Genomic DNA, 24,141 nt, shown 5'->3' on the forward strand with positions numbered 1-24,141 from the left:
GTCAGTGACCGCTTACCGGCAGGTCTCCCGCCCAGCCATGGGGGCCCGGCTTGGCCGCCTCCAGCTGCACCAGGCTGATGGCCCGCTCCCAGAAGCCCCCTTCGCAATAGGCGAAGTAGAAGTGCCACAGCCGGATGAAATCCTGGCTGTAGCCGAGCCTCGGCAGCTCGGGGGCCAGCGCCAGGAAGCGCTCGCACCAGTGGGCCAGGGTACGGGCATAGTGATGGCCGTGATCGTGCAGCCGCACCAGCTGCATGTCGGTCTCCCGCGCCAGCAGCCCCGCCATCTGGGAGACGCAGGGCAGGCAGCCACCCGGGAAGATGTAGCGCTGGATGAAGTCCACCCCGCGCAGATACTGGGCGTGGCGCTGATCGGCAATGGTGATGGCCTGGATCAGCAGACGACCGCCGGGCTTGAGCAGGCGTGACAGCTGGCGGAAGTAGTCCGGCAGGAAGGCGTGCCCCACAGCCTCTATCATCTCGATGGAGACCAGCTTGTCGAAGCGCCCCTCCAGCTTGCGGTAATCCTCCAGCAGCAAGGTGATGCGATCCTCCAGCCCCTCCCGCTCGATCCACGCCTTGGCGTAGTCGTGCTGGGCCCGGGAGATAGTGGTGGTGGTGACCCGGCAGCCATGGTGACGGGCGGCATAGACGGCGAGGCCACCCCAGCCGGTGCCTATCTCCAGCAGATGATCGTCAGGCCCGAGCGCCAGCCGTTCGCAGATGGTGCGCAGCTTGGCCTGCTGCCCCTCCTCGAGACTGGCATCGGCACTCGGGTAGATGGCGCTCGAATACTGCATGTGGCTGTCGAGAAAGCCCTGATAGAGGGCGTTGCCGAGATCGTAGTGGGCGGCGATGTTGGATCTCGACCCGGTCAGGGTATTGCGATTGAGCCAGTGACGCACCTTGTTGAACGGGAAGCTGAGCCAGCCGAGGCGCCGCTCCAGGCTGTCGAGCAGCGCCAGATTCCTGGCCAGCAACCGCACCAGGGCCACCGGATCCGGGCTGGTCCAGAGCCCCTCCACCCAGGTTTCCCCGGCGGATATGCTGCCCCCCTGCAGCAGGCGGCGATAGAAGGCCGGATCCAGCACCACCAGCTCGGCGTGCAGGTCGCTGCCCGCGGCGCCGAAGCTGTGACGCTCGCCGCCATCGCGCAGCAGCAGCTGGCCATGTTCGAGGCGCCCCAGCAGCCTGAGCAGCAATTGCCTGGCCCCCTTGTCGATGAAAGAGGCAGAGAGGGTTGATTGAGCAAGTTCCATTAGCGGCTCTCCGGGTGGGTGAAGATGGGCGTTCGTTTGATAAAAAGGCGCAAGGCCTGCCAGTAGATCCCGAGCAGCACCCTCATGGTCATCCAGGGCCAGCGGGCCAGCAGCGCCGCCAGCCCCCTGCGCGACAGCGGTGCCCGGCGCAGGGCCAGGGTGGCGTCGAACAGCTTGGCCTCACCGGATACGGGATGGCTCTCGATGTGGATCAATGCCTCCTCCTTCGGCGGCCGGATGCGCCAGTGGTAGCGCATGGCCAGCCCCATGAAGGGGGATACGTGAAAATCCTTGTCGTGGGGGGCGAGCGCCGCCAGATCCAGCAGGTAGTAGTGGCGCTGGTTCCAGGGGGTGTTCGACACCTCGGCCAGCAGGTAGCGGGCTTCCCCCTGCCGCTCGCAGAAGTAGAAGTTGACCGGGCTGAAGTAGAAGCCGAGGCAGCGCACGTTGCCGAGCAGCAGTACCCGCCCCCCGGGTTCGGCATCGCCACCCAGTTCGGCCACCTTGTCCCACACCGCCTGCTTGAGGGGCCCCTCGCTGCCTCTCAGGTAGTCGTCGCGGCGAAAGGCGAGCAGCCCGGCCCGCTCCACGGCGAACCAGCGCCCCTGCTCAAGCCCGGGCAGTTCGTCCAGATCCAGCCCCAGCATGAAGAGGCTGTAGGAGAAGGCGTGGGGACGCGGCGCGAAGCGGCGGTGGCGCACCGAACCCTGCCAGATGGCGCTGATGGCGGCGTTCACAGGCGGGCCCCGAAGCGGCTGGCCACGTCCAGGGCGCTGCGCACCCCGTCCTCGTGAAAGCCGTTGTACCAGTAGGCACCGCAGAAGTGGGTATGCTGCCGGCCGCAGATCTCGGCGCGTCGGCCCTGGGCGGCGATGGAGCCCTGATTGAATACGGGGTGGTGATAGACGAAGCGGCGCAGCACCTTGCGCTCATCTACCCGCCCCTCTGGATTGAGGCTGACGCAGAAGGGCTGCGGCGAGCTCAGCCCCTGCAGTATGTTCATGTTGTAAGTCACCAGGGGGCGCGCCCCGTCATCCTCGCCGAGCCGATAGTTCCAGCTGGCCCAGGCCTTGCGGCGCACGGGCAGGCAGCCCGCATCCGTGTGCAGCCAGACGTCGTTGGCCTGGTAGGGCATGGCGCCGAGGATGGCCCGCTCTCCTTCGCTCGCATCCGTCAGCAGGGCCAGCGCCTGATCGCTGTGGCAGGCGAGGATCACCTCGTCGAACCGCTCCTCGCCATAACTGCTCTGGAGCAGGACCCCGTCCGCCCCCCGGCGGATCCCCAGCACCGGGCAGGCGAGGCGGATCCGCGGCAGCCAGCCCACCGTGAGCGGCCCTATGTATTCCCGCGAGCCGCCGGGAATGACGTACCACTGGGGCCGGTTGGCCACCTCCAGCAAGCCATGGTTGGCGAAGAAGCGCAGGAAGAAGCCGAGGGGGAAGGCCCGCATGTCCGCCAGCGTCGATGACCAGATGGCCGCCCCCATGGGCAGGATGTAGTGGCGGGCGAAGTAGTCGCTGAAACCGCCCGCCTGCAGGAAGGCCCCCAGGGTCAGTCCGGGCTCCGCCTCCTGCTGCCGGTGCTGTGCAAGCCAGGCCCGAGCCTCCCGGTTGAAGCGCAGGATCTCGGCGACGAAGCGGTAGAAGCGCGGGCTCAGCAGGTTGCTGCGCTGGGCGAACAGGGTGTCGAGGTTGTGGCCGTTGTACTCCAGCCCCTCGGGGCTTCTGACCGAGAAGCTCATCTCGGCCGGTTGCCGCCCGACCCCGATCCGCTCAAGCAACTTCAGGAAGTGGGGGTAGGTGCGGTCATTGAAGACGATGAAACCGGTGTCGATGGCATGGCTGCGCCCGCCCAGCTCCACGTCGACGGTGGCGGTGTGGCCCCCCAGGGTCGGCGCCGCCTCGAACAGGGTAATGTCATGGAGTTTGTGGAGCAGGAAGCCGGCGGTGAGCCCCGAAATACCTGAGCCGACGATGGCGATCTTTTTCTTCATGAAGTGCGTCCTTTCGAAACGAGTGTGCGGCCGAGGCGCAGCCAGAGCCCCGTCGGCAGAGCCCCCAGCAGGCGCAGCAGCCAGGTGAAGCGGCGGGGGAAGTGGATCTGGTGGCGACCGGCGGCGAGCCCCGTCATGATGGCGCGGGCAGCCTGCTCCACCGTCACCAGGCAGGGCATGGGAAAATCATTCTTGTCGGTGAGCGGCGTCTGCACGAAGCCGGGGCGGATCAGGGTCACCCCTATCCTCTTGCCCGCCAGTTCGAGGCGCAGGGTATCGGCCAGGTAGTCGAGGGCCGCCTTGGAGGCGCCATAGGCCTCGGCCCTGGGCAGCGGCAGCCAGCTCACCGAGGAGCTGACGATGGCAAGGCGCGCCCCTGGCCCCAGCAGCGGCAAGAAGGCGGCCAACGCATGACCCGTGGCGAGGAGGTTGGTCTCGATGACCCGGGCAAAGAGGGCGCCGTCAAAGCCCTCTGTCAGGTCCATGTATTCGCAGTTGCCGGCGTTGAGGATCAGCAGGTCAAGGGGGGGCAGGCTGGCGGCGATCCCCGTCATGGCCACGCTGTCGCGGGCATCGAACCCCAGGGGCGTGATCCCCGCGTCCGCCAAAGCCTGCAAGCGCATCTCGTCCCGGCCGCAGCCCCACACCTGCCAGCCAGCGCGCCGGTAATCCAGCGCCAGCTGGCGGCCGATGCCGGAGGTGGCGCCGGTGATCAGCACCCGGCCGCTCATGCGCCTAGCCTCCCCTTGAGGGTGCGCACCACGGCGCCCAGCAGCGGCAGCTGCTCGTAGAGCATGGCCCCGAGATCGAAGTAGTCCCGGTGCAGGCACACCTTGCCTTCCTCGTCGAATGCGAGGCGGGTGGCCCCCTCCACCGTCACAGGCGCACCGCCGCGCAACCTTGGGTGGGAGAAGGTCATGGTCCAGCCGAGCCAGGCCTGGCGCCCCTGCAGCAGCTGGCTGGTGATGTCGAAGCGGCAGTAGGCAAGGCGCCGATAGAGGACGGCAAAATAGTCGGTGAGCGCCGCCAACCCCTCGATGCGGTGGGCCGGGTCGATGAAGATCACCTCTTTCCCATAGACCTCGGGCAGACGGTGCAGCTCTGCGCTGCTCAGCTGCTGATAGAGGGCGACAAAGCGGGCCAGCGACTCATCCATGTTATCTCTCCAGTTCGCGGAACATCTCGATGGCTTTCACCCGGGCAACGGCATGGTCCACCATGGGCGCCGGGTAATCCCGCCGCCCCTTGAGCCGCAACCAGTCGTGGGGCTCGTGCACATAGGCGGCAGGCACATCGGCCAGCTCAGTGACCCAGATACGAATGAACTCCCCTTGCGGATCAAATCGTTGCCCCTGGGTGGTGGGGTTGAAGACCCTGAAATAGGGTGCCGCATCGACCCCGGTGCCCGCCGCCCACTGCCAGCCGCCGTTGTTGGCCGCCAGATCCCCGTCGATGAGCCGGCTCATGAAGTAGTCCTCCCCGAGCCGCCAGTGGATGTGCAGATCCTTGGTGAGGAAGCTCGCCACTATCATCCGCAGCCGGTTGTGCATCCAGCCGGTGGCGTTGAGGCAGCGCATGGCCGCATCGACCACGGGGTAGCCGGTGCGCCCCTCGCACCAGGCGGCGAAGGCCTCCGGATCCCAGCTCCAGGGCAGGGCCGCCGTCTCTGGCTTGAAGGGGCGGTTCATGGAGAGGGCCGGGATCAGCACCAGCAGGTGGCGGTAGAACTCGCGCCAGATGAGCTCGTTGAGCCAGACAAAACCGGGCTGCGCCTTCGACTGGGGCCGGTAGCCGAGGCGCTGCTGCAGCGCCCCCACGCACTGGCGCGGGCTGATGATGCCCGCCGCCAGATAGGGGGAGAGCACGGACGTGCCGGCCTGCGCCGGAAAGTCCCGGGTCTCGCCGTAGTCCAGCACCGCCTGATCCAGAAAAATGTTCAAACGACGCAGAGCTTCCACCTCGCCCACAGGCCAGCGGGCGTCCGCCGTCAGCTCCCCCAGTGCGTCGTCCACCCACTCCCGCTCGGCCAGGGGCAGCCACGGCAACGGCTCGCCGCGCGGTGCGGGGGCCCGGTGAATGACGAAGCCATCCTCCTCGAGGGCCTTGAGCCAGGCGCGGCTGAAGGGAGTGAACACCTTGAACATCTCCCCCGAACCGGTCAGCACCCGCCCAGGCGGCAGCACGCAGCAGCCGTTGAACCAGTGGCTGGTCATGCCCTGCTCCGCCAGCGCGGCGGTGACCGCCTGATCGCGGCGCAGCTCGTCTATCTCGATGGCCTGGTTGGCATAGAGCTCGCTTACCCCGAGCTCGCGGCTTAAGTCAGCCAGCACCGCCGGCACCTCGGCAAAGGTCTCGACCCGCAGCAGATGGAGCGGGATGCCGAGGGCCGCCAGCTCGCGGCCCAGCGCATCGAGCTGCGCCAGGATGAAGCGCTGGCGGACCGGGGCCAACTTGTGCTGCCGCCACTGGGTCGGCGAGAGGATGAAGAGCGCCGCGACCGGCTCCTCCCCGGCGCAGGCGTGCCGCAGGGCCGGGTTGTCGGCCAGGCGCAGATCGTTTCGAAACCAGACCAGCCTCATGATGGTTTTCTCCCGCCCTTGCCCCTCGCCTTGGCAGTGCGGGGCGTCGCACTGACCTCGGCCAGGGTGGCGTGCCAGTCCCGGGCACGCAGCCACTCCTCGTCGTAGAGGCGTCCCAGCTCGCCAAAGAAGCGGGTGCCGGCAGGCCACTCGGCGGCCAGATCCTGCTTGCCGAGCCCGGCTCCCAGCAGTATCAGCCAGGGGGGAGTGGCGCGTCCCTCCAGCAGGGAGGCATGGCGGGGCTCCACCGCCCCCAGCAGCTGCACCTCATAACCCTGACCGATGAGCTCATAAGCGGCCCAGACCAGATCGAGGGGCCCCACCTGCCCCCAGCTTGCCAGGGTGACGGGGATGCCCTTCTCCTGCTCGATGAGGTGGCGGGCGAAGCGGGTATGCAGCCAGCCGAGCCACACCTGGTGCAGCAGCTCGCCATCGGGGCGCTCGCGCCAGAGCCCCAGCAGCCGCTCCACCAGGGGTTGCAGCACCCGGCTGCGCACCAGCTCGAACGGATAGCTCGCCAACAGCTCGCCGAGCAGGGCCTCGGCCTTGCGCTGATTGAAGGCGAGCAGCGCCTGACCAAACTGCTCCAGGGTCTGCTGCCAGTGATCGCTCACCGGCGCGATCTGGGGTTCGCTCAGGAGCCCCTTGACCTGGCCTATGCTCACTCCCCGTTCCAGCCAGCTCAGGATCTCGCCGATCTGGCGGATGTCCTGCTCGCTGTAGAGGCGGTGCCCCTTCTCGGTACGGGCCGGCTGCACCAGCCCGTAGCGGCGCTGCCAGGCGCGCAGGGTGACGGCGTTGACCCCGGTGAGGCGGGAGACCTCGCGGATGGGGTAGATCCCCTCCTCCGGCGAAGGGGCATGGGGTAAATCAGACATAACGACTTCCATCAAGGGTTGCGGGAAAGACCCCGGCTATCCGCCGGGGCCTGCACAGGGTGTTCAGAGCCCGTAACGCAGTTTCAGCGTATCGGGATGAGGGTCGGGATAGCGCTGCTCGACCATATGGCACCACGTTTTTAGAGCCCGTAACGCAGTTTCAACGTATCGGGATGGGGATTGAGATAGACCTGATCCGAGAGATAGGGGTTGGGGTGCTCGCGCAGGTAGTGGCGGATCAGGGTGAGCGGCACCAGCAGCGGGAAGACGCCGGTACGGTACTTGTCGATGGCCTCGCACAGCTCCTGTTTCTGGGCCGGGGTCAGCATCCGCTTGAAGTAACCCTGCAGGTGCATCAGCACATTGGTGTGGCTGCGGCGGTTGGCGCGGATCGTCAGCGCCGCCATCAGCCCCTGGATGTAGCTGTCGGCCACCTCCTGCAGGTTGGCCTTGCCGAGGTTGCCGAGCAGCCGACCCAGGGCGCGGTAGTGGCTGGTGGCATGGGAGAGCACCAGGTACTTGTAGCGCGAATGGAAGCGGATGAGGGCGGAGGCGGTGATCCCTCGGGCACAGAGCTGCTGCCAGTCGTGATAGGCGAAGACCCGCAGCACGAAGTTCTCCCGCAATATGGGGTCACACAGTCGGCCGTCCTCCTCCACCGGCAGCAGGGGGTTGGCTTCCATCAGCGCCCTGGCGAACAGGCCGACCCCCTCCTTGGCGCAGCCCTCGTTGTTGGCACCATAGATGCGCACCCGCTCCATGCCGCAGCTGGGGGACTTGGCACAGAGGATATAACCGGAGATGAAGTCGAGCTGGCGCGCCTTCTGCTCACTAAAAGCGATGAGCTTGTCGGTGACGTCGAAGCTGCCGTTGCTCGCCTCGGCGCGGATCTCGCCGTGGCGCTTCACCAGCCGGATGGCGGCACGGGGGGCGCCGAGGCCGATGGCCATCTCCGGGCAGACGGGGTGATAGTCGAAATGGGCGCCGAGATCCCGCTCGCAGAAGCTGGAGCGCTTGTGTCCACCGTCGAAGCGAACCTCCTGTCCGAGCAGACAGGCGCTGATACCGACCTTTATCTTGTACATGGAAACACCCCTTGTATAAGTATTGAATCCGTTATAGCAGTTATACAAGAAAATGGAAGTTGTATAACTATTGCGGACTGATACGACAGGAGAGCGACGACAGGATCAACCACAGACAAAAAAACCCATGACCGGGGTCATGGGTAAAAAGGAAGACACTACAGGCAGGAAGATCAGAAGCTGTATTTCACGCCCAGGCTGGAGATGGAGCCTTTTTGCAGATCCCAGTTGCGATAGGTGTAGTCGGCGGTGAGGGCCAGGTTCTGGGTCAGCTTGTAGGCCGCCCCCGCCTTGAAGTCGTGCATGTCGTCGGTCATGTTGGCGTAGCGGTAACCGGTGGAGAGCTCGACGGCGCCGATGTCGTAGCGCAGGCCCACTTCCCCGTACAGGCTGCCGCTCTGCTTGCGGGTGATGTCGTCCCAGCCGCTGTCATTCACGTTGGAGGCGAGCTCGCGCTCCAGGCTGTAGCCCATCAGACCGGTTTCGCCGTACAGGTTCAGGCCGGTGCTGAGGGGAGTGAAGACCCCCACCCCCAGGCTGGAGATGGCCATGCTGTCGTTGCCGCTGCTGCGGGAGGTGTATTCGGTACCGACCCGACCGTAGACGTTGCTGCCAAAGCTCTTGGAGAGATCCAGGCTCAGACCGCCGAAATCGCGGTTGTCGCTGTCCTTGCCACCGATGTAGTCCGACTTGGTGTGCGCCCAGGTGGCAGAGCCCTTGGCGTAGCTGAAGGCATCCTGTGCTAGGACGGAGGTGGAAGATAGACCGGCCAGAACCAGAACAGACAGTGCGATCTTTTGCATTTTGTTGACTCCATGGGTTGAGTGAGGGGACCTCACTGGAATGGAGTCATTGTGACGGGCAAACGGGGAGGCGCCGAGCGGCAAGCTGTTGCCAAACCATGGCAGATGTAAGCGGATATTGCTGGCGGTTACCGGTGCAACACTCTGCGGGGGAGCGAGGGCTCCCCCGCCGTCATCCTAGCGGAACTCCACCTCGTCGATCTGCACCCGCACCAGCGGCTTGCCGGTCAGACTGGCCGGTCGAGCCAGCTCGATGGCCCGGGACGCTCTCGCCTCCCCCTTGCGCAGATAGGACTCGGGCAAGCGGTTCTCCCCGACCCAGAAACGCACGGGCTGGCTCGAGAGCTGCACGCCCTCGGCGCTGAACAGGATCAGGCTGCCGTTCACCCGCACCACGTTGCGGCTGCCGGTGTTGCTCACCAGGAACTGCAGGCTCAGGGGATCCTCGCCCGTTACCTGGTCCAGCTTCACCGTGATGCCGTCCCGGGTCGCCTGGGAGAGCAGCTCGGGATGGGCCAGGGCTTGCTCGGTCAGCACCGGGGCCGCCACGCTTGCCGTCACCGTCTTGCCGGGGCTCGCCTCGGCGGGCTTGACCAGCAGGTATTCCCAGGTGAAGTCATCGTTGAGCTGTACCTGGCGGCCGTCGGGCAGGGTGATCTGGTGCAGGGGGGCGGCCTCGGCCAGCAGAGGGAAGAGGCAGAGGGCAACCAGCAGTCGGGAGAGGGGCTTCATGGGCAAAGACTCGGTAAGGGACGGAGAAGCAGCAGTATAAAGAGTCGGGCCCCCCTTGCCTATGACCCGACTCACGTTGCGACCCCGGCGCGGGATCAGATGACCAGGGACTGGGGATCCTCCCCCGCGGCCATATCCAGGGTCACCAGATCGAACTGGGCGCTCTTGAGCGCCTTCTGGATGCTCGGCTGCATGTCGAACACCAGGGCCCGCATGCGCTGGGGAACCTGGATCCTCGCCAGGGTGGTGACCCTGTCCGCCAGGGTATGGAAGAAGACCTGGGCACCATCCAGCCCCATGTCGAACAGCATCTGCTCGGCCATGTCGACCATGCGCAGATTCCGCCGATCCAGAGACTCGATGTCGGAGAAGCGCCGGCTCAGGCAGGCCTCCCCTCCCTTGCCCCAGAGATCCAGCTGCCGCTTGTGGAAACCGTAGCGAAAGTCCCGCTGGGTCATGCCCTGCTCGGCAAACAGCCAGAGGGTGTTGGCTGGCAGGCTGTGAAACCGGCGCAGATACTCCCGCATCTCCTCGACGGAGGCCGACATCAGCAGCGGCGGACCGTCGTCATGCTCGAGCTGCCGGCACAGATAGCGCACCGGATCCGTCACCTCGTCGAGGTGGCCGAGGTGCACGCTGAAGATCATCTCGTCCGTCTTGAGCACCTGGTGGGGGATGCCGTAGTGCCGGCAATAGCGCCTGGCCCTGGCCACCGACTGACGGCTGAGGGTGGGGTTGTCCAGGGTGATGGCGCGAAAGCGGACCCCGCTGGCCCGGCAAAGATCCATGCTGTAGCAGGATTCCAGTCGACCGGAGAAGGAGACAAGCAGTTCGCCGTAACCGGCCAGGGTATTGATGAGCCTCTGTTCCCTGGCTTGGAAGGTCTGATCGTATCCCCGATTCAGCGCGACTACATTGGCATCCATAACAACAACTCCGGATGATGAATTGGATACCATTTTGCGCGTACCAAGCTGAATATACCCTTAAATGACATGGTCAAATCTGAACGTTATTTGCTCTATGGCAACGCTTGACTCGCTTTCTTCGCCACCCATCCTGGGTTCTCCACCCCCTCAGGCGGGCAGCAGGCCCTGCTCCACCAGGTGCTGGCGGCACCAGGGCGCATCGGTGAAGACCAGCCCCCGCAGGCCGAGCGCCTCGGCCGCCGCCACGTTGGCCGGGCTGTCGTCGATAAAGAGGCACTCCTCGGCCTGCAAGTCAAACGACACCAGCAGGTAGCGGTAGATGTCGGGCTCCGGCTTCATCATCCGCACCCGGGCCGACACCACCTTGCCGCTGAAGAAGCGCCAGAAATCCTGCCGCTCCAGCCAGTCGATGCTGGCGTGGCCCATGTTGGAGAGGGCGTAGAGGGCGTGGCCGGCGCCATGCAGCTCCTCGATGAGGGCCACCATGGCGGGATCCGGCAGCAGGGAGGCGGGAACCGCCTGCAGGATGGCGAGGTTGTCCGCCGCGCTCAGGCCGGTGCGCGCCTGCGCCTGGCGGGCCATGGTGTGAAGGGAGAGGGTGCCCCTGTCCACCTCCAGCCAGTCCGGGTGGTTGAACAGCCGCTCCGCCAGCTCCGCCGCCCCCTGGGGTCCTCGCACCGCACTCACTATGCCGACCGGATCCCAGCTCACCACCACCCGACCCAGATCGAAGATAATCGCCATCGCCTCGCCTCCTCTTTTCGTTGTCACAGATCGGGCCAAAACGGCGCTCACTCCCCCTGGCAGCCCGAGCCACTACCCTGCCCCGTTCAACGCCCCCGGGCAAGTTTTACTTGCATCGCACCGCCAAATCCCTTAATGGTTATGGCGTTACCTTCAGGACACGCCCATGCACACAGCATTCTTCTTTGTTTTCTCGTTTACCCGGCCCACATGAGGGAAGGCCCGTCGTCACGTGAACCATTCGCGTAAACAGAAACCAAAGACGAATCGAGCCTCCCCAGCGGAGGCTTTTTTTTGCACCAACCACCACAGAAGATTTGGATAGGGAACCACCATGGCTACGCTCGACGAGATCAGACACGACATCACCCAGTTGGATCAGGAGCTGCTCGCCCTGCTGGCCAAGCGCAAGACCCTCAGCATCGAGGTTGCCCGCGCCAAGCAGGCCAACCCCCGTCCCATCCGTGACCACCAGCGCGAGCAGGATCTACTGGTCGCCCTGATCCAGAAGGGGCGCGCGCTCGGGCTGGACGCCCAGTACATCACCCGCATCTATCACACCATCATCGAGGACTCCGTGCTCTCCCAGCAGGCCTACCTGCAGAGCCTGCTGAACCCCCAGCAGCAGGAGCCCATGACCAGCGTCGCCTACCTGGGCCCGCGCGGCTCTTACTCCAGCCTGGCGGCCCGCAAATACCTGGCCCGCTACAAGGATCAGGTGATCGAGGTGAACTGCCAGAACTTCCGCGAGGTGCTGGACACCGTGGAGTCGGGCCGCGCCGCCTTCGGGGTGCTGCCCATCGAGAACACCAGCTCGGGCTCCATCAACGAGGTGTATGACGTGATGCAGCACACCACCCTCTCCATCGTCGGCGAGCTCACCTACCCCATAGAGCACTGCATCCTCACCGCCGTGCCCACCGAGCTCTCTCGCATCAAGACCTTCTACGCCCACCCCCAGGTGTTCCAGCAGTGCTCCCACTATCTGAGCAAGCTGGAAGGGGCGCGCCACGAGATCTGCGACTCCTCCTCCAGCGCCATGATGAAGGTGAAGGAGCTGGCGAGCCCGGAGGCGGCGGCCATCGGCAGCGCCGCCGGCGGCGAGCTCTATGGCCTGGACGTGCTGGCCGAGCAGCTCGCGAACCAGAAGGAGAACTACAGCCGCTTCATAGTAGTGGCGCGCAAGCCCATCGACGTGGCGCCCCAGATCCCGGCCAAGACCACCCTCATCATGTCCACCTCCCAGAAGCCGGGCTCTCTGGTGGAGGCGCTGCTGGTGCTGCGCAGCCACGAGATCAACATGACCAAGCTGGAATCCCGTCCGGTGCAGGGCAACCCCTGGGAAGAGATGTTCTACCTGGACGTCTCCGCCAACCTGCAGACCCCGGCCATGCAGGCCGCCCTGCTGGAGCTGACCAAGATCACCCGCTACATCAAGGTGCTGGGCTGCTACCCGAGCGAAGACGTCAAGCCGACCGCAGTGCCGCCGGTACTGATGGGCAACCAGTGAGCCCTGGGGCTGCCGCCCCGAGACCAGCAAAATAAGCAGAAGGCGAACCCTGGGGTTCGCCTTCTGTGTCTGTGCCTGGCGCCGCTTGTGCCCGCCTGACTGTCAGGCGCCTCAGAACTGACCCGCCATCAGCTGGTTCAGGTGGTAGAGGTTGCGGGTATCGAGCTCCAGTTCGGTGGCATAGGTGTTGCCACGGGGATAGGTCGCCACTACACGGGCACCGCGCACCATGCCGGCCACCGACACGTCCAGGGAGTTGGAGGTCTGGGTCAGGTCCTTGTAGCTGCTCTGGCCGCGCACCTGCTGGCCGTTGAGCTGCTCGGCCAGCTCCCGGTAGGCATCCATCTTGGAGGCCCGGATCGCCTGCAGCATCTTCTCGGACTGGGAGGGACCGGGCTGGATGTCGATCACCGCATAGCCCACCGCCTTGAGTACCGGGAAATCATCCGGCTTCTCGCCCACGTCGTAGTTCACCACCCGGTTGCCGCTGCACGCCGTCAGCAGTATTGCCATCAGGCAACCCAACAAGATTTTCATCGCAGTTTCCCCGTCTCGCAGTTCACCACACCAGATTTTCCGCTGCACGCCGTCAGCAACATGGCCATCAGGCAACCCAACAAGATGTTCATCGCCGTTTACTCCTCAGGGGGTCAGGTTGACCAGATGGCCGGACGGGCTCTGGCCGCCCCGCATCAGGTAACCGCGGTTGATGGAGGCCCGGCCAAAGGAGTTGCTGGCGCCGGACAGATACTGTTTCGGGATCAGGCTCTGGGCCGTGGTCTCCACCATCTTGGTCCGCAGATCGATGATGCGGGCGTTGACCAGGATCCCCTGCTGGTTGCGGCTGAAGGTGCCGGTCAGGATGCGGGAGATGGGCAGACGGGACGAGAGATCCTTGTAGTTGCGGCTCATCACGAAGTCCCCCTGCGGGGTCACCTGGATGCTGCCCGTGGTCTTGAAGTCCACCACCACCTCGCCGCGCCGGTTCAACTCGTAGATGAAGCTCTCCTCGATCTGCTGCCCCATCCAGTTGGTGTCCTTCAGGGTGTCGAGATCGACGAAGGACGCGACCGCGATGGGCTCGCTCAGGGTGGTGAGGGACTTGCGCTCCATCAGCTGATCCGTCATGCGCGCCACCAGCCAGTTCAGCTCCATCCCCTTCGCCGCCTGGCGAGGATCCCCCTGATCCCGGTTGATGGGGTCGGTCGACCCGCAACCGGCCAATGCCAGCGCCACCGCCAGCACCGTGATAACTCTCTTCATGGATACTTTTCCTGCATCTGCACCTGACCTGTTATCGGTCGCAAACGCCAACACTTGAGCCGGGAATGCACCCAGGATCCCCCGACGATCCGCACAGGGGCCGGCCGCGCCGGACGGCACCAGCCGGCGCAACGAGGATCCCCGGCCCCGGGGACAAGGCATGGATCTTGCTTTTATTTGGCTGCCCGATGTGGATCGGGTCAGTGTCCAGGCCCCTGGCCCGCCTTGCCGGCGGCCACGGGGTCACCCATTCAAGGTGTCCGTCATGAAAGTTTCGCTGCTGTTAACCCTGCTGCTGGCCAGCCTGTCGGCCCGGGCCGAGCTCATCGAGGCCCAGGGCAGTGCCGCCATCCTGGGGGGTGACGAGGTCTATGCCCGCGAGCAGGCAACCCGGGATGCGCTGCGCCAGGCCCTGCTGGCCAGCGGCGCCTCCGTCTCCAGCATCCAGCGCCTGGAAAATGGCAGCCTGCGCTCGGAGCAGATCCAGATCCGTTCCGGCGGCGACATCCGCCAGTACCGCCTCAAGCGCGAAGAGGTGCGCAACGGCCGCATGTACATCACGCTGGTGGCCGACATCCAGGCCGAGCGCCAGATCTGCCAGACCCAGCACTACGCCAAGGATTTGACGCTGGTACGCCTGCGCATGCGCTACCCGGATCAGGCGAGCACCGGCGCCCTGGACGACATGCCCGCCGATCTCTCCCGCCGCCTGTTCGAGACCCTGGCGGCAGCCCCCCAGGGGGTGGTCGCCCGCCAGTGGCTGGACGAGAACCTGCGCATCGATCCGCTCCACCTGCAGCAGGGGGATCGCAGCGCCCTCGAGGAGATCAAGGCCCTGAGCCTGCGCACCGACAGCCAGTACCTGGTGCTCGGCAGCATCGACGATCTCTCCCTCGAGCCTCAGGGCAACGCCCTGACCAGCTGGTATGAGGATCCCGTGCGCAATTTCCGTATGCAGCTCTACCTGTTTGACGGCATCAACGGCACCCTGCTCGGTCGCAAGGAGTACCAGGGGCGTGCCAACTGGACCTTCTCCAAGCGGGAACAGGTCGGCAGCAGCGGCGGCCGGTTCTGGCAGTCGAGTTATGGCCAGGAGGTGGGCTACCAGTTGAAGGAGGCTGCCCAGGACATCGTCGCCGAGCTTGCCTGCGCCCCCGTCACCGCCCGGATCGTGGCCCAGCACGAGCGCGGTCCCCACATCAATCTGGGCCGTCGCAACGGCGTCAAGCTCGGGGATCAGTTCCGCGTCCAGCACAGCGCCGACTTCGTCGACCCCTACGGCAAGTCCAGGGTGATGCGCAATCCCGCCGACGGCCTGTTCGAGGTGGTGCAGGTGTTCGAGGACGGCGCCGTCATCAGCAGTCAGAACAAATATTCGCCATTCAATGTCCAAATCGGTGATTTGGCCGTATTGGAATAGGAATCAAGGGTTTAAAAGCACAATGCTTCTTGTATAATGCCCGCCACAAGGTTCCCGTAGCTCAGCAGGATAGAGCGGTCCCCTCCTAAGGGACAGGCCACTGGTTCGACTCCAGTCGGGAACGCCATACAAAACAAGGGGTTGGCATCGCAAGATGCCAACCCCTTGGTCGTTCTTGGCCCCTCCATCGTCCCCCGCCAGCACTGTGCGCAGTGCGGCCCCTGCCCCGGGGGCTGGCGACAACCGGGGCAAGGGCTCGCCGTCCACCTGCCCATCCATGATCCCGATCACCCTCTGCCCTCGCCGCCAACGGCGAGCCGGCGCCGTCATCTACGCTTGAAGGGCGCCGTCCGGGATGACGGCCACTCTCCATCCGTTTGAGACACAAGAAGGACATCATGGGCAGCAAAAAAAAATCCAGGGCTGAACAGCCGGTCGTGGTCGAGGAGCAGAAGCCCCTCGGCAACAAGGAGTACGAGAAGGAGCTGCGCCGCCTGCACGTGGAGCTGGTGAAGCTGCAGCAGTGGGTGGTGCACAAGGGGCTCAAGGTCTGCATCGTGTTCGAGGGGCGCGACGGGGCCGGCAAGGGGGGCACCATCAAGGCGATCACCGAGCGGGTCAGCCCCCGGGTCTTTCGCGTCGTCGCGCTGCCCGCCCCCACGGAGCGGGAGAAGAGCCAGCTCTATTTCCAGCGCTACATCCCCCACCTGCCGGCGGCGGGCGAGATCGTCATCTTCGATCGCAGCTGGTACAACAGGGCCGGCGTGGAGCGCGTCATGGGCTTTTGCAGCGAGGAGGCGAGCGACAAATTCCTGGCAGGCACCCCCATGGTGGAGAAGGCCATGGTCGATTCGGGCATCATACTGCTGAAGTACTGGCTGGAGGTGACCCCAGAGGAGCAGGAGCGGCGGCTGCGGGATCGCATCGACGACGGTCGCAAGATCTGGAAGCTCTCCCCCATGGACATCAAGTCCTTCAACCGCTGGGATGACTACACCCGGGCGCGGGATGCCATGTTCATCGCCACCGACACCGCCTGGGCCCCCTGGTTCGTGGCCCGCTCCGAGGACAAGAAGCGGGTGCGCCTCAACATCATCTCCCACCTGCTGTCGCACATCCCCTACGAGGCGCTGCCGGCCGAGCCGGTCAAGCTACCCAGGCGCAAGATAGGCAAGGTCACCCCCTCGGAACACCCGCTGCGCATCATTCCGGAGCGCTTCTAGGCAAGCGGGGTGAGCCCGGGCTCACCCCTGCCCTGCCGATACTGGCGGATGGCCGCCCTGGCATTGAACAGCATGCGGCCCTCCCCCAGCTGGCTGGCCAGCCCGCTGCGGCGCACGTTCTCGAGCACCCCGGGATTGAGCCCGGCCAGCCAGAGCGTGACCCCCTTGTCACGCACCTGTCGCTCCCCCTCCATCAGCATCATCAGGGCCGAGTATTCCACGTCCTGCACCCGGCTCATGTCGAGCACCACCACCTCGGGCCTGTGCGTCTCGGTCAGCTGCCGGACCTGGGCCGCCACGTGTTGCGCGTTGATGAAGAAGAGGCGCCCCTCCGGGCGCAGGATCAGCAGGCCCGGGATGGTCTCGTCATCGGGATGCTGCTCGCTGAGCGGGCGCAGCACATCCTCCCCAGGCTTGCGGCCGATCACATAGACCCTGGGGTGCGCCGTCTGGCTCGCCAGCCCCAGCAGGGAGGCGAGGATGGCGACCACTATGCCCTCCAGGGTGCCGAACAGCAGCACCCCCAGGCAGGCGATGACGGCCCAGCGAAACTCCATCATGCGGATCTGCCCTATCTTGCGAAACTCCCCCGGCTGGATGAGCCCCACCGAGTAGACGATGACCACCATCGCCAGGGTGGCGCTCGGCAGCCAGGAGAGCAGCGGGGCGAGGAAGATCATGGTGGCCAGCGCCATCGCGGCGGTGACGGCGGAGGCCCGCTGGCTCAGGCCCCCGACGGAGCGCACCACCGCCGTCTGGGAGGTGCCGCCCCCCGCCGGCATGCTGCCGCAGAAGGCGCCCCCCAGGTTGGCCAGCCCGGTGGCCACCAGTTCCCGGTTTGCATTGATCTCGGGCTCCTCCTTCCCCACGAAGGCCCGCCCGGCGGCTATGGTCTCGGTGAAGCTCATCAGCGCTATGCCCGCCGCCCCCGGCAGCAGCTGCAACACCAGGGTCGGATCCGGCATCGTCAGGCCGGGCAGGCCGGTGGGAATGCTCCCGACGATGGCGACGCCCGCCTCGTTCAGGCCGAGGCCCCACACCAGCGCGATGCCGACACCCACCCCCAGCAGGGGGGCGGGAGAGTGGGGAAAGCGCCACTCCATGAACACCAGCACCACCAGGGTGGCGAGGGCGACCCCCAGGGTCAGCCAGGAGGTCTGGGGCAGCGCCTGGCCGAGGTGGTAGAGATCCAGGAAGAAGTTCTCCTTCTGGAGGTGCACCCCGAACAGCTTGGGCAGCTGGTCGAGGATGATCACCAGCCCTATGCCGCTCTTGAACCCCACCAGCACCGGCAGGGAGATGAAGTTGGCGATGAAGCCGAGCCGCAGCGCGGCCGCCAGCATCAGCATGGCCCCCACCATCAGGGTCAGGGTGGCCGTCACAGTGAGCAGCCGGCCGGGGTCGCCGTCCGGTACCACCAGTCCGAGCTGGGTGGCGGTCAGGATAGCCAGGGTGCTGGTGGAGCTGACGCTGAGCACCCGGGAGGAACCCAGCAAGGCGTAGATCACCATGGGCACGAACGCGGTGTAGAGACCGATCGCCACCGGCAACCCCGCCACCGTGGCATAAGCCATGGCCTTGGGCAGCACCACGGCCGCCGCGGTGACGCCGGCCAGCAGATCGGACAGGAGGCGCCCAGGCGCCGACGCAAGTGATGACATCTGAATCCTCCATTATCCCGGGCCCGGGCTGGCGCACTATTCGCCTTGATGACAGTGTGAAGTGTAGGCGGCGAAGTGATGCAATAGCTTGTTGTGTCTCACGTTTTTCCCGCTCCCTTCCCCTATACTTCAGCGACGTTCAGGCCTGGCCCGAGAGAGGATATCCCCCATGTTGCGACTGCTTGCCCTGCTGCTTGTCTGCCTGGCGCTCCCGGTGCGGGCGCTGACCCTGACCCAAGTGGCGGGGGATCTGCGCCACCCCTGGGGGCTCGCGTTTCTCCCCGATGGCGGCTACCTCGTCAGCGAGCGCCCGGGCCGCCTGCTGCGCATCGACGCAGACGGCAACCGCCAGGTGATCTCGGGCCTGCCCCCCCTCGCCGCCGCGGGTCAGGGGGGGCTGCTCGATCTCGCCCTGGACGGCGATGACTGGGTGTATCTCAGCTACAGCGAGCCGGGGGACGGCGGCGCCGGCACCGCAGTGGCCCGAGCCCGGTTGCAAAAGGACGCCCTCGTCGACTGGCAACTGCTGTTTCGCCAGCAGCCCAAGGTCGCCGGCGGCGCCCACTTCGGCTCCCGCCTGGTACTGACCGAGGATGGCTATCTCTTCATCACCCTGGGCGATCGCTACAGCGAGCGGGAGCGGGCCCAGACCCTCGACAACCACCTCGGCAAGACGGTGCGCCTGCACAAGGATGGCCGGGTCCCCGCCGACAATCCCTTCGTCAAGACGGCGGGGGCCCTGCCGGAGATCTGGAGCCTGGGTCATCGCAACATGCAGGGGGCGGCGCTGCGCCCGGTTAGCCAGCAATTCTGGGCCCACGAGCACGGCCCCCAGGGCGGGGACGAGGTGAACCTCATCCTGCCCGGCCACAACTACGGCTGGCCCAGAGTGACCTTCGGCGAGGAGTACGGTGGCGGCAAGATTGGCGTGGGCCAGAGCGCGCCGGGCCTGACGGCGCCGCGCTGGATCTGGGTGCCCTCCATCGCCCCCTCGGGCATGACCTTTTATCAGGGGGAGCTGTTCAAGGAGTGGCGGGGGGATCTGCTGGTCGGCGCCCTGCGCGGTCAGGCCCTGTTGCGCCTGCGCCTCGACGGGGACACCATAGTGTCACAGGAGCGGTTGCTGACCGATCTGGGGGAGCGGATCCGTACCGTCAAGGAGGGCCCCGACGGCGCGCTCTATCTGCTGACGGACTCGGGTCAGGGACGCCTGCTCAAACTGACCCCATAGGATGCAAGGAGGAAGGATGAACGCAAATCGCATGCTGCTGGTGCTCTGTGCCAGCCTCTGGTTGCTGGGCTGCAACACCATCCACGGGATGGGACGGGACATCGAGAAGGCGGGGGAGGTGATCCAGGGCTCCGCCAACCTGGCGGAGGAGCCGGCGGCAGGCAGCCGCTGACCCGGGGCCCGTCCCTGACCAGTCTCAGGGACGAGTCCCCCTCACTCGGCGCTGACCGCCAGGCTGGCCAGCGGTGCCATGGTCACCCTGACCCCGTGCTGGGCCAGCGCCTCGCGGGCGCTCTGGGGCAGCTGCTCGTCGGTGATCACCTGATCGATCGCATCCCAGCCCACCACGTTGAAAGTCCCCACCTTGCCATATTTGGACGAGTCGCAGATGAGGATGCGGGTCGCCGCCGACTCCACCACGGCCCGCTTCACCGGCACCTTCTGTTCGCTAGGGGTGGAGATCCCCTGACTGTCCCAGGAGGAGGCTGACAGGAAGGCAACGTCCAGATGGAGGTTGCGCAGGAAGTGGGCGGTGGCCTCCCCGGCGCAGGACTGGTTCTCGCGAATGACCTGGCCCCCGGTGTGATAGAGGCGGCAGCGGCCGTGCTCGATGAGATAGGCGCACACCATGAAGTCGTTGGTCACTATCATCAGGTCTTCCCGCAGCGCCAACTCCCGGGCCAGCTCCAGGGAGGTGGTGCCGGCATCCAGATAGACGGTGCACCCCTCGCTCACCTGGGCGGCGGCGAGCCGGGCGATGGCCAGCTTGGCCCCCTGCATCAGGCTGCGCTTGGCAGCGTGGGAGGGCTCGCTCTTGATCCGCTGGGAGAGGCTGACCCCGCCGGAGACAGAGAGTACCCGCCCCTGCTCCTCCAGCTTCTGGATGTCGCGCCTGATGGTCATGTGGGAGACCTGCAGCCAGTCGGTCAGCTCCACTATGCTGACCACGCCGCGCTCTGCCAGCAGTTGCAGGATACGTTGCTGTCGCTCTACGGGAATCATCTTGCCTCGCGCCTCGGGAAAAGGAAGGTGCCATTCTACCCCAGCGACCTGGGAAAAAATGATAAATAACCTGAAACGGGCTCACAAATCACATTTATTCACACTAAAAACGCCAAAACTTGACTCGAAAGAATCTTAACCCACACAAATAACAAAAATTAACACCAAATAAGTTATTTTTTGTGACGACTACCTGATATTTCATCGCCGCAAGCCTCTACTATCGGCTCATCAGTCGTAATCGAGGAATCACGAGATGAGCACTCCCTATCATGTTGCGGTCATCGGCCTGGGCGCCATGGGCATGGGCGCCGCCCGCTCCTGCCTGCGGGCCGGGCTCACCACCTATGGCATCGACCTCAGCGAACAGGCCCGCGGCCAGCTGCAGCAGGCCGGTGCCGCCGCCGTCATGGCCGATGCCAGGCCCCTGGCCGAGACGCTCGATGCCGTGTTGCTGCTGGTGGTCAACGCCACCCAGGTGCGCCGCATCCTGCTCGGCGAAGCGGGGCTGGCTCGCCACCTCAAACCGGGCACCGCCATCATGGTCTCTTCCACCATAGCCGCCGAAGAGGCGAGCGCCCTGGCCGCCGAGCTGGCGCAGCTGGGACTGCCGATGCTGGATGCGCCGGTTTCCGGTGGCGCCATCAAGGCCGACGCGGGCGAAATGACGGTGATGGCAGCAGGCTCCGACACCGCCTTCGACAAGCTGGCCCCGGTGCTGGATGCGGTGGCCGGCAAGGTCTACCGGGTCGGCAGCGAGCCGGGCCAGGGCAGCACGGTCAAGATCATCCACCAGCTGCTGGCCGGGGTGCACATAGCCGTCGCCGCCGAGGCCATGGCGCTGGCCAGCCGGGCAGGGGTGTCCCTGGATCTCATGTATGACGTGGTGACCCATGCCGCCGGCAACTCCTGGATGTTTGAAAACCGCATGCCCCGGGTGCTGGCCGGTGACTACCAGGCCCGCTCCGCAGTGGACATCTTCGTCAAGGATCTCACCCTGGTGGCGGACACCGCCAAGGCGCTGCGCTTCCCGCTGCCGCTCGCGAGCACGGCGCTGAACATGTTCCTCGGCGCCAGCAACGCAGGGCACGGCCAGGAAGATGACAGCGCCGTCATCAAGATCTTCTCAGGCATCACCCTGCCGGGTCAGGAGGATCAGGCATGAAACTCGGTGTCATCGCAGACGACTTCACTGGCGCCACCGACATCGCCGGTTTCCTGGTGGAGAACGGCCTCTCCACCCTGCAACTCGCTGGCGTGCCGGAGCATGACGGGGATCTGCCCCCGGTCGATGCCGTGGTGATCAGCCTCAAGAGCCGCTCCTGCCCCGCAGGCGAAGCGGTGCGCGACTCCCTGGCGGCCCTCGACTGGCTCAAGGCCCGCGGCTGCCCGCGCATCTACCAGAAGTACTGCTCCACCTTCGACAGCACGGCGGCGGGCAATATCGGCCCCGTCACCGACGCCCTGCTGGCGGCGCTGGAGAGCAAGTTCACCCTGATCTGCCCGGCCCTGCCGGTGAATGGTCGCACCGTCTATCAGGGCAACCTCTTCGTCGGCGCCCAGCCGCTGGCCGAGTCCGGCATGCGCCACCACCCCATCACCCCCATGACCGACAGCAACCTGCTGCGGCTGATGGAGGGACAGGCCCAGGGCCGCGCCGGTCTGGTGCCGTTCAATACCATCGCACAGGGTGCCACCGCCATTGCCGACGCCTTTGAGCAGCTAACACAAGCTGGCGTGCGCTACGCCGTGGTCGACACCCTGACCGAGCAGCACCTGCTGGACATCGCCACCGCCGCCCTCGACATGCCCCTGGTGACCGGCGGATCCGGCCTCGCCATCGGCCTGGCCCGCCAACTTGGCAGCGGCGATCTGCAGGGTGCCCGCGAGGCGGGCTGGCCCAGAGGCACCCGCGCCGCGGTGCTGTCGGGATCCTGCTCCGAGATGACCAACCGCCAGGTGGCCCGCTACCGCCAGCACGCCCCAGCCCTGGCGTTGGACGTGGTGCGTTGCCTCGAGGAGGCCGACTACCCGGCCGAGCTGGCGCGCTGGGTACTGGCCCAGCCCCGGACCCCGGCGCCGCTCGTCTACGCCACCACCAGCCCGGTTGAGCTGGCCCGCATTCAGGAGACCCACGGCCAGCAGGCGGCCAGCGACGCGGTGGAGCACTGCTTTGCCCGCCTCGCCCAACTGCTGCAGGAGGCCGGGGTGGATCGCTTCATCATCGCCGGTGGTGAGACCTCGAGCCGGGTCACCCAGGCCCTCGGCGTCAAGGCGTTCCACATAGGCCCGCAGATCGCCCCCGGTGTGCCCTGGGTGCGGGCCCTCGACGCCCCCCTGTCGCTGGCCCTCAAGTCCGGCAATTTCGGGAGCGACGACTTCTTCGACAAGGCTCAGGAGTACTTCCATGACTGAACAGGCACTGCGCGACACCATGGTGATGCTGGGGGCCTCCCTCTTCCAGCGCGGTTACGCCACCGGGGGCGCCGGCAACCTCTCCGCCCTGCTGCCGGACGGCACCCTGATCGCCACTCCCACCGGCTCCTGCCTGGGACGCCTGAGCGCCGACAGGCTCTCTCACGTCAACCTGCAGGGGGAACACCTGGGGGGGGATCGCCCCTCCAAGGAGGTGGCCTTCCACCTCGCCATCTACCACAACAATCCGGACTGCCGGGCCGTGGTGCACCTGCACTGCACCCACCTGACCGCCCTCTCCTGCCTGGAGGGGCTGGATCCGGCCAACGTCATCCGCCCCTTCACCCCCTACTACGTGATGCGGGTCGGCCAGTTGCCGCTCATCCCCTACTACAAACCGGGGGATGCCCGCATCGCCGAGGAGCTGGGGCGCCGCGCCCCCGAGGGCAACGCCTTCCTGCTTGCCAACCACGGCCCCGTGGTGACGGGCAAGGATCTGGTGGATGCAGTCAACAACATGGAAGAGCTGGAGGAGACGGCGCGCCTGGCACTGATGCTCCATGGCCACTCCATCCGCTACCTGAGCGAACCCGAAATTGATGAATTGAGGAGGATGAAACCATGAGCAAGTTTGCCGCCAATCTCACCATGCTGTTTACCGAGGTGCCGTTCCTGGAGCGCTTCGCCGCCGCCCGCGACGCAGGCTTCGCCGCGGTGGAGTTCCTCTTCCCCTACGAGTGGCCGGCCGCAGAGCTGGGCCGCCGCTTGCGCGAGCAGGGACTCTCCCAGGCCCTGTTCAACATGCCGCCGGGCAACTGGGGGGCGGGGGAGCGCGGCATGGCCGCCATCCCGGGGCGGGAAGCGGAGTTTCGCGCCCACCTGCCAACCGTGCGTGACTACGCCCTGGCGCTCGGCTGCACCAAGGTGCACGCCATGAGCGGCATAGTCGACCCGGCTCATAGCCTCTCGGCCCACCGCCAGACCCTGATCGACAACATCCGCTTCGCCGCCGACTTCCTGGCCGAAGACGGCATCAAGGTACTGCTCGAGCCCCTCAACGATCGGGATGTGCCCGGCTACTTCCTGGCCCACCAGCTCGACGCCCTGGCCCTGGTGCAGGAGATAGACAGACCCAACGTGGGGGTGCAGCTCGACCTCTACCACGCCCAGATCATGGACGGGGATCTCACCCGTCTCATCGGCAAGCTGGGCCAGGCCATCGGCCACGTCCAGATCGCCTCGGTGCCGGATCGCCACGAGCCGGACGAAGGGGAGATCGCCTACCCCCACCTGTTCAAGGTGCTGGCGCAGGCGGGCTACCACGACTGGATAGGCTGCGAATACAACCCCAGAGCCAGCACCCGGGAAGGGCTGGGCTGGCTGACACAACAATAACGACCCTGAACATGAACGAG

The 24,141-nt window shown here is 65.9% G+C and carries 25 protein-coding genes, 1 tRNA gene and 1 other annotated feature; of the genes, 10 read left to right on the top strand and 16 right to left on the bottom strand.

The window, feature by feature from the left end; genetic code table 11:
• Position 1 precedes the first annotated feature (1 nt).
• From BN1132_RS02850 to BN1132_RS02905, 12 genes are all read right to left on the bottom strand, one after another.
• The gene (locus BN1132_RS02850; protein WP_042074818.1) at positions 2-1,258 is read right to left on the bottom strand and encodes an SAM-dependent methyltransferase; all 1,257 of its coding nucleotides are present in this window, start codon (positions 1,256-1,258) and stop codon (positions 2-4) included.
• Positions 1,258-1,995: a DUF1365 domain-containing protein gene (locus tag BN1132_RS02855; protein ID WP_042074819.1), complete on the bottom strand. Its 738-nt coding sequence runs from the start codon at positions 1,993-1,995 to the stop codon at positions 1,258-1,260. The genes BN1132_RS02850 and BN1132_RS02855 overlap by 1 nt, the downstream gene beginning before the upstream one ends.
• Positions 1,992-3,251: an NAD(P)/FAD-dependent oxidoreductase gene (locus BN1132_RS02860; RefSeq protein ID WP_042074820.1), complete on the bottom strand. Its 1,260-nt coding sequence runs from the start codon at positions 3,249-3,251 to the stop codon at positions 1,992-1,994. The genes BN1132_RS02855 and BN1132_RS02860 overlap by 4 nt, the downstream gene beginning before the upstream one ends.
• Positions 3,248-3,982 carry an SDR family NAD(P)-dependent oxidoreductase gene (locus BN1132_RS02865; protein ID WP_042074821.1) on the bottom strand — a complete coding sequence of 245 codons (735 nt, stop codon included), beginning with the start codon at positions 3,980-3,982 and terminating at the stop codon, positions 3,248-3,250. The genes BN1132_RS02860 and BN1132_RS02865 overlap by 4 nt, the downstream gene beginning before the upstream one ends.
• A complete protein-coding gene (locus BN1132_RS02870) occupies positions 3,979-4,407 on the bottom strand; it encodes a nuclear transport factor 2 family protein (RefSeq protein WP_042074822.1) in 429 nt (142 codons plus the stop codon). The genes BN1132_RS02865 and BN1132_RS02870 overlap by 4 nt, the downstream gene beginning before the upstream one ends.
• A gap of 1 nt (position 4,408) precedes the next feature.
• Positions 4,409-5,830: a deoxyribodipyrimidine photo-lyase gene (phrB, locus tag BN1132_RS02875; protein WP_042074823.1), complete on the bottom strand. Its 1,422-nt coding sequence runs from the start codon at positions 5,828-5,830 to the stop codon at positions 4,409-4,411.
• Positions 5,827-6,708 (bottom strand): MerR family transcriptional regulator, encoded by an 882-nt coding sequence (locus BN1132_RS02880; RefSeq protein WP_042074824.1) that lies wholly within the window; start codon positions 6,706-6,708, stop codon positions 5,827-5,829. Before BN1132_RS02880 ends, phrB begins: the two co-directional genes overlap by 4 nt.
• 140 nt (positions 6,709-6,848) lie before the next feature.
• Positions 6,849-7,793 (bottom strand): YbgA family protein, encoded by a 945-nt coding sequence (locus BN1132_RS02885; protein WP_042074826.1) that lies wholly within the window; start codon positions 7,791-7,793, stop codon positions 6,849-6,851.
• Positions 7,794-7,966: 173 nt separating this feature from the next.
• Complete coding sequence (locus tag BN1132_RS02890; RefSeq protein ID WP_042074829.1) at positions 7,967-8,596, bottom strand: outer membrane beta-barrel protein; 630 nt, start codon at positions 8,594-8,596, stop codon at positions 7,967-7,969.
• A gap of 177 nt (positions 8,597-8,773) precedes the next feature.
• Entirely contained in the window at positions 8,774-9,328 is a 555-nt protein-coding gene (locus tag BN1132_RS02895) for a DUF3157 family protein (protein ID WP_042074831.1), read from the bottom strand.
• A 95-nt stretch (positions 9,329-9,423) separates the two neighbouring features.
• Positions 9,424-10,287: an adenine nucleotide alpha-hydrolase family protein gene (locus tag BN1132_RS02900; RefSeq protein WP_167335696.1), complete on the bottom strand. Its 864-nt coding sequence runs from the start codon at positions 10,285-10,287 to the stop codon at positions 9,424-9,426.
• Between the two features lie 117 nt (positions 10,288-10,404).
• On the bottom strand, positions 10,405-11,001 hold the full coding sequence (locus BN1132_RS02905) for an HAD family hydrolase (protein WP_042074836.1): 597 nt from the start codon (positions 10,999-11,001) through the stop codon (positions 10,405-10,407).
• A gap of 162 nt (positions 11,002-11,163) precedes the next feature.
• Positions 11,164-11,297 (top strand) — a sequence feature (Phe leader region).
• 38 nt (positions 11,298-11,335) lie between these two features.
• On the opposite strand from BN1132_RS02905, the gene pheA reads away from it, so the two are divergent.
• Complete coding sequence (pheA, locus tag BN1132_RS02910) at positions 11,336-12,511, top strand: prephenate dehydratase (RefSeq protein ID WP_042074838.1); 1,176 nt, start codon at positions 11,336-11,338, stop codon at positions 12,509-12,511.
• Positions 12,512-12,622: 111 nt separating this feature from the next.
• Here pheA and BN1132_RS02915 read toward each other — a convergent pair whose 3' ends face one another.
• Positions 12,623-13,048 carry an LPP20 family lipoprotein gene (locus BN1132_RS02915; RefSeq protein ID WP_042074840.1) on the bottom strand — a complete coding sequence of 142 codons (426 nt, stop codon included), beginning with the start codon at positions 13,046-13,048 and terminating at the stop codon, positions 12,623-12,625.
• Positions 13,049-13,153: 105 nt separating this feature from the next.
• Positions 13,154-13,774, bottom strand: coding sequence for a FlgO family outer membrane protein (locus tag BN1132_RS02920; protein WP_042074841.1), 621 nt, complete (start codon positions 13,772-13,774; stop codon positions 13,154-13,156).
• Between the two features lie 265 nt (positions 13,775-14,039).
• On the opposite strand from BN1132_RS02920, the gene BN1132_RS02925 reads away from it, so the two are divergent.
• The 3 genes from BN1132_RS02925 to ppk2 all read left to right on the top strand — a co-directional run bounded on the left by BN1132_RS02925 (position 14,040) and on the right by ppk2 (position 16,417).
• The gene (locus tag BN1132_RS02925; RefSeq protein WP_042074842.1) at positions 14,040-15,194 is read left to right on the top strand and encodes a flagellar assembly protein FlgT; all 1,155 of its coding nucleotides are present in this window, start codon (positions 14,040-14,042) and stop codon (positions 15,192-15,194) included.
• A gap of 50 nt (positions 15,195-15,244) precedes the next feature.
• A tRNA-Arg gene (locus BN1132_RS02930) sits at positions 15,245-15,321 on the top strand.
• Positions 15,322-15,592: 271 nt separating this feature from the next.
• The gene (gene ppk2 / locus BN1132_RS02935; RefSeq protein WP_042074843.1) at positions 15,593-16,417 is read left to right on the top strand and encodes a polyphosphate kinase 2; all 825 of its coding nucleotides are present in this window, start codon (positions 15,593-15,595) and stop codon (positions 16,415-16,417) included.
• Here ppk2 and BN1132_RS02940 read toward each other — a convergent pair.
• Complete coding sequence (locus BN1132_RS02940; protein WP_042074846.1) at positions 16,414-18,078, bottom strand: SulP family inorganic anion transporter; 1,665 nt, start codon at positions 18,076-18,078, stop codon at positions 16,414-16,416. The two genes, ppk2 and BN1132_RS02940, sit on opposite strands and share 4 nt — an antisense overlap.
• 169 nt (positions 18,079-18,247) lie before the next feature.
• Here BN1132_RS02940 and BN1132_RS02945 point away from each other — a divergent pair, with 169 nt between their 5' ends.
• Together BN1132_RS02945 and BN1132_RS19290 are read left to right on the top strand one after the other, a co-directional pair.
• On the top strand, positions 18,248-19,309 hold the full coding sequence (locus BN1132_RS02945; protein WP_042074850.1) for a PQQ-dependent sugar dehydrogenase: 1,062 nt from the start codon (positions 18,248-18,250) through the stop codon (positions 19,307-19,309).
• Between the two features lie 16 nt (positions 19,310-19,325).
• The gene (locus BN1132_RS19290) at positions 19,326-19,481 is read left to right on the top strand and encodes an entericidin A/B family lipoprotein (protein WP_084202561.1); all 156 of its coding nucleotides are present in this window, start codon (positions 19,326-19,328) and stop codon (positions 19,479-19,481) included.
• A 41-nt stretch (positions 19,482-19,522) separates the two neighbouring features.
• Here BN1132_RS19290 and BN1132_RS02950 read toward each other — a convergent pair whose 3' ends face one another.
• Positions 19,523-20,311 (bottom strand): DeoR/GlpR family DNA-binding transcription regulator, encoded by a 789-nt coding sequence (locus tag BN1132_RS02950; RefSeq protein WP_042074853.1) that lies wholly within the window; start codon positions 20,309-20,311, stop codon positions 19,523-19,525.
• 256 nt (positions 20,312-20,567) lie between these two features.
• Here BN1132_RS02950 and ltnD point away from each other — a divergent pair, with 256 nt between their 5' ends.
• Genes ltnD through otnI form a run of 4 tightly spaced genes read left to right on the top strand, consistent with a single transcriptional unit; the run spans position 20,568 to position 24,121 of the window.
• Positions 20,568-21,476 (top strand): L-threonate dehydrogenase, encoded by a 909-nt coding sequence (ltnD, locus tag BN1132_RS02955; RefSeq protein WP_042074854.1) that lies wholly within the window; start codon positions 20,568-20,570, stop codon positions 21,474-21,476.
• The gene (gene otnK / locus BN1132_RS02960) at positions 21,473-22,726 is read left to right on the top strand and encodes a 3-oxo-tetronate kinase (protein WP_042074855.1); all 1,254 of its coding nucleotides are present in this window, start codon (positions 21,473-21,475) and stop codon (positions 22,724-22,726) included. Before ltnD ends, otnK begins: the two co-directional genes overlap by 4 nt.
• On the top strand, positions 22,719-23,351 hold the full coding sequence (gene otnC, locus BN1132_RS02965) for a 3-oxo-tetronate 4-phosphate decarboxylase (protein ID WP_041214644.1): 633 nt from the start codon (positions 22,719-22,721) through the stop codon (positions 23,349-23,351). Before otnK ends, otnC begins: the two co-directional genes overlap by 8 nt.
• Positions 23,348-24,121, top strand: a complete 774-nt coding sequence (gene otnI, locus BN1132_RS02970) for a 2-oxo-tetronate isomerase (protein ID WP_042074857.1) — start codon at positions 23,348-23,350, stop codon at positions 24,119-24,121. The genes otnC and otnI overlap by 4 nt, the downstream gene beginning before the upstream one ends.
• Positions 24,122-24,141: the final 20 nt, after the last annotated feature.

Origin of the sequence: Aeromonas sanarellii (assembly GCF_000820085.1) — a bacterium.
Classification (GTDB): Bacteria; Pseudomonadota; Gammaproteobacteria; order Enterobacterales; family Aeromonadaceae; genus Aeromonas; species Aeromonas sanarellii.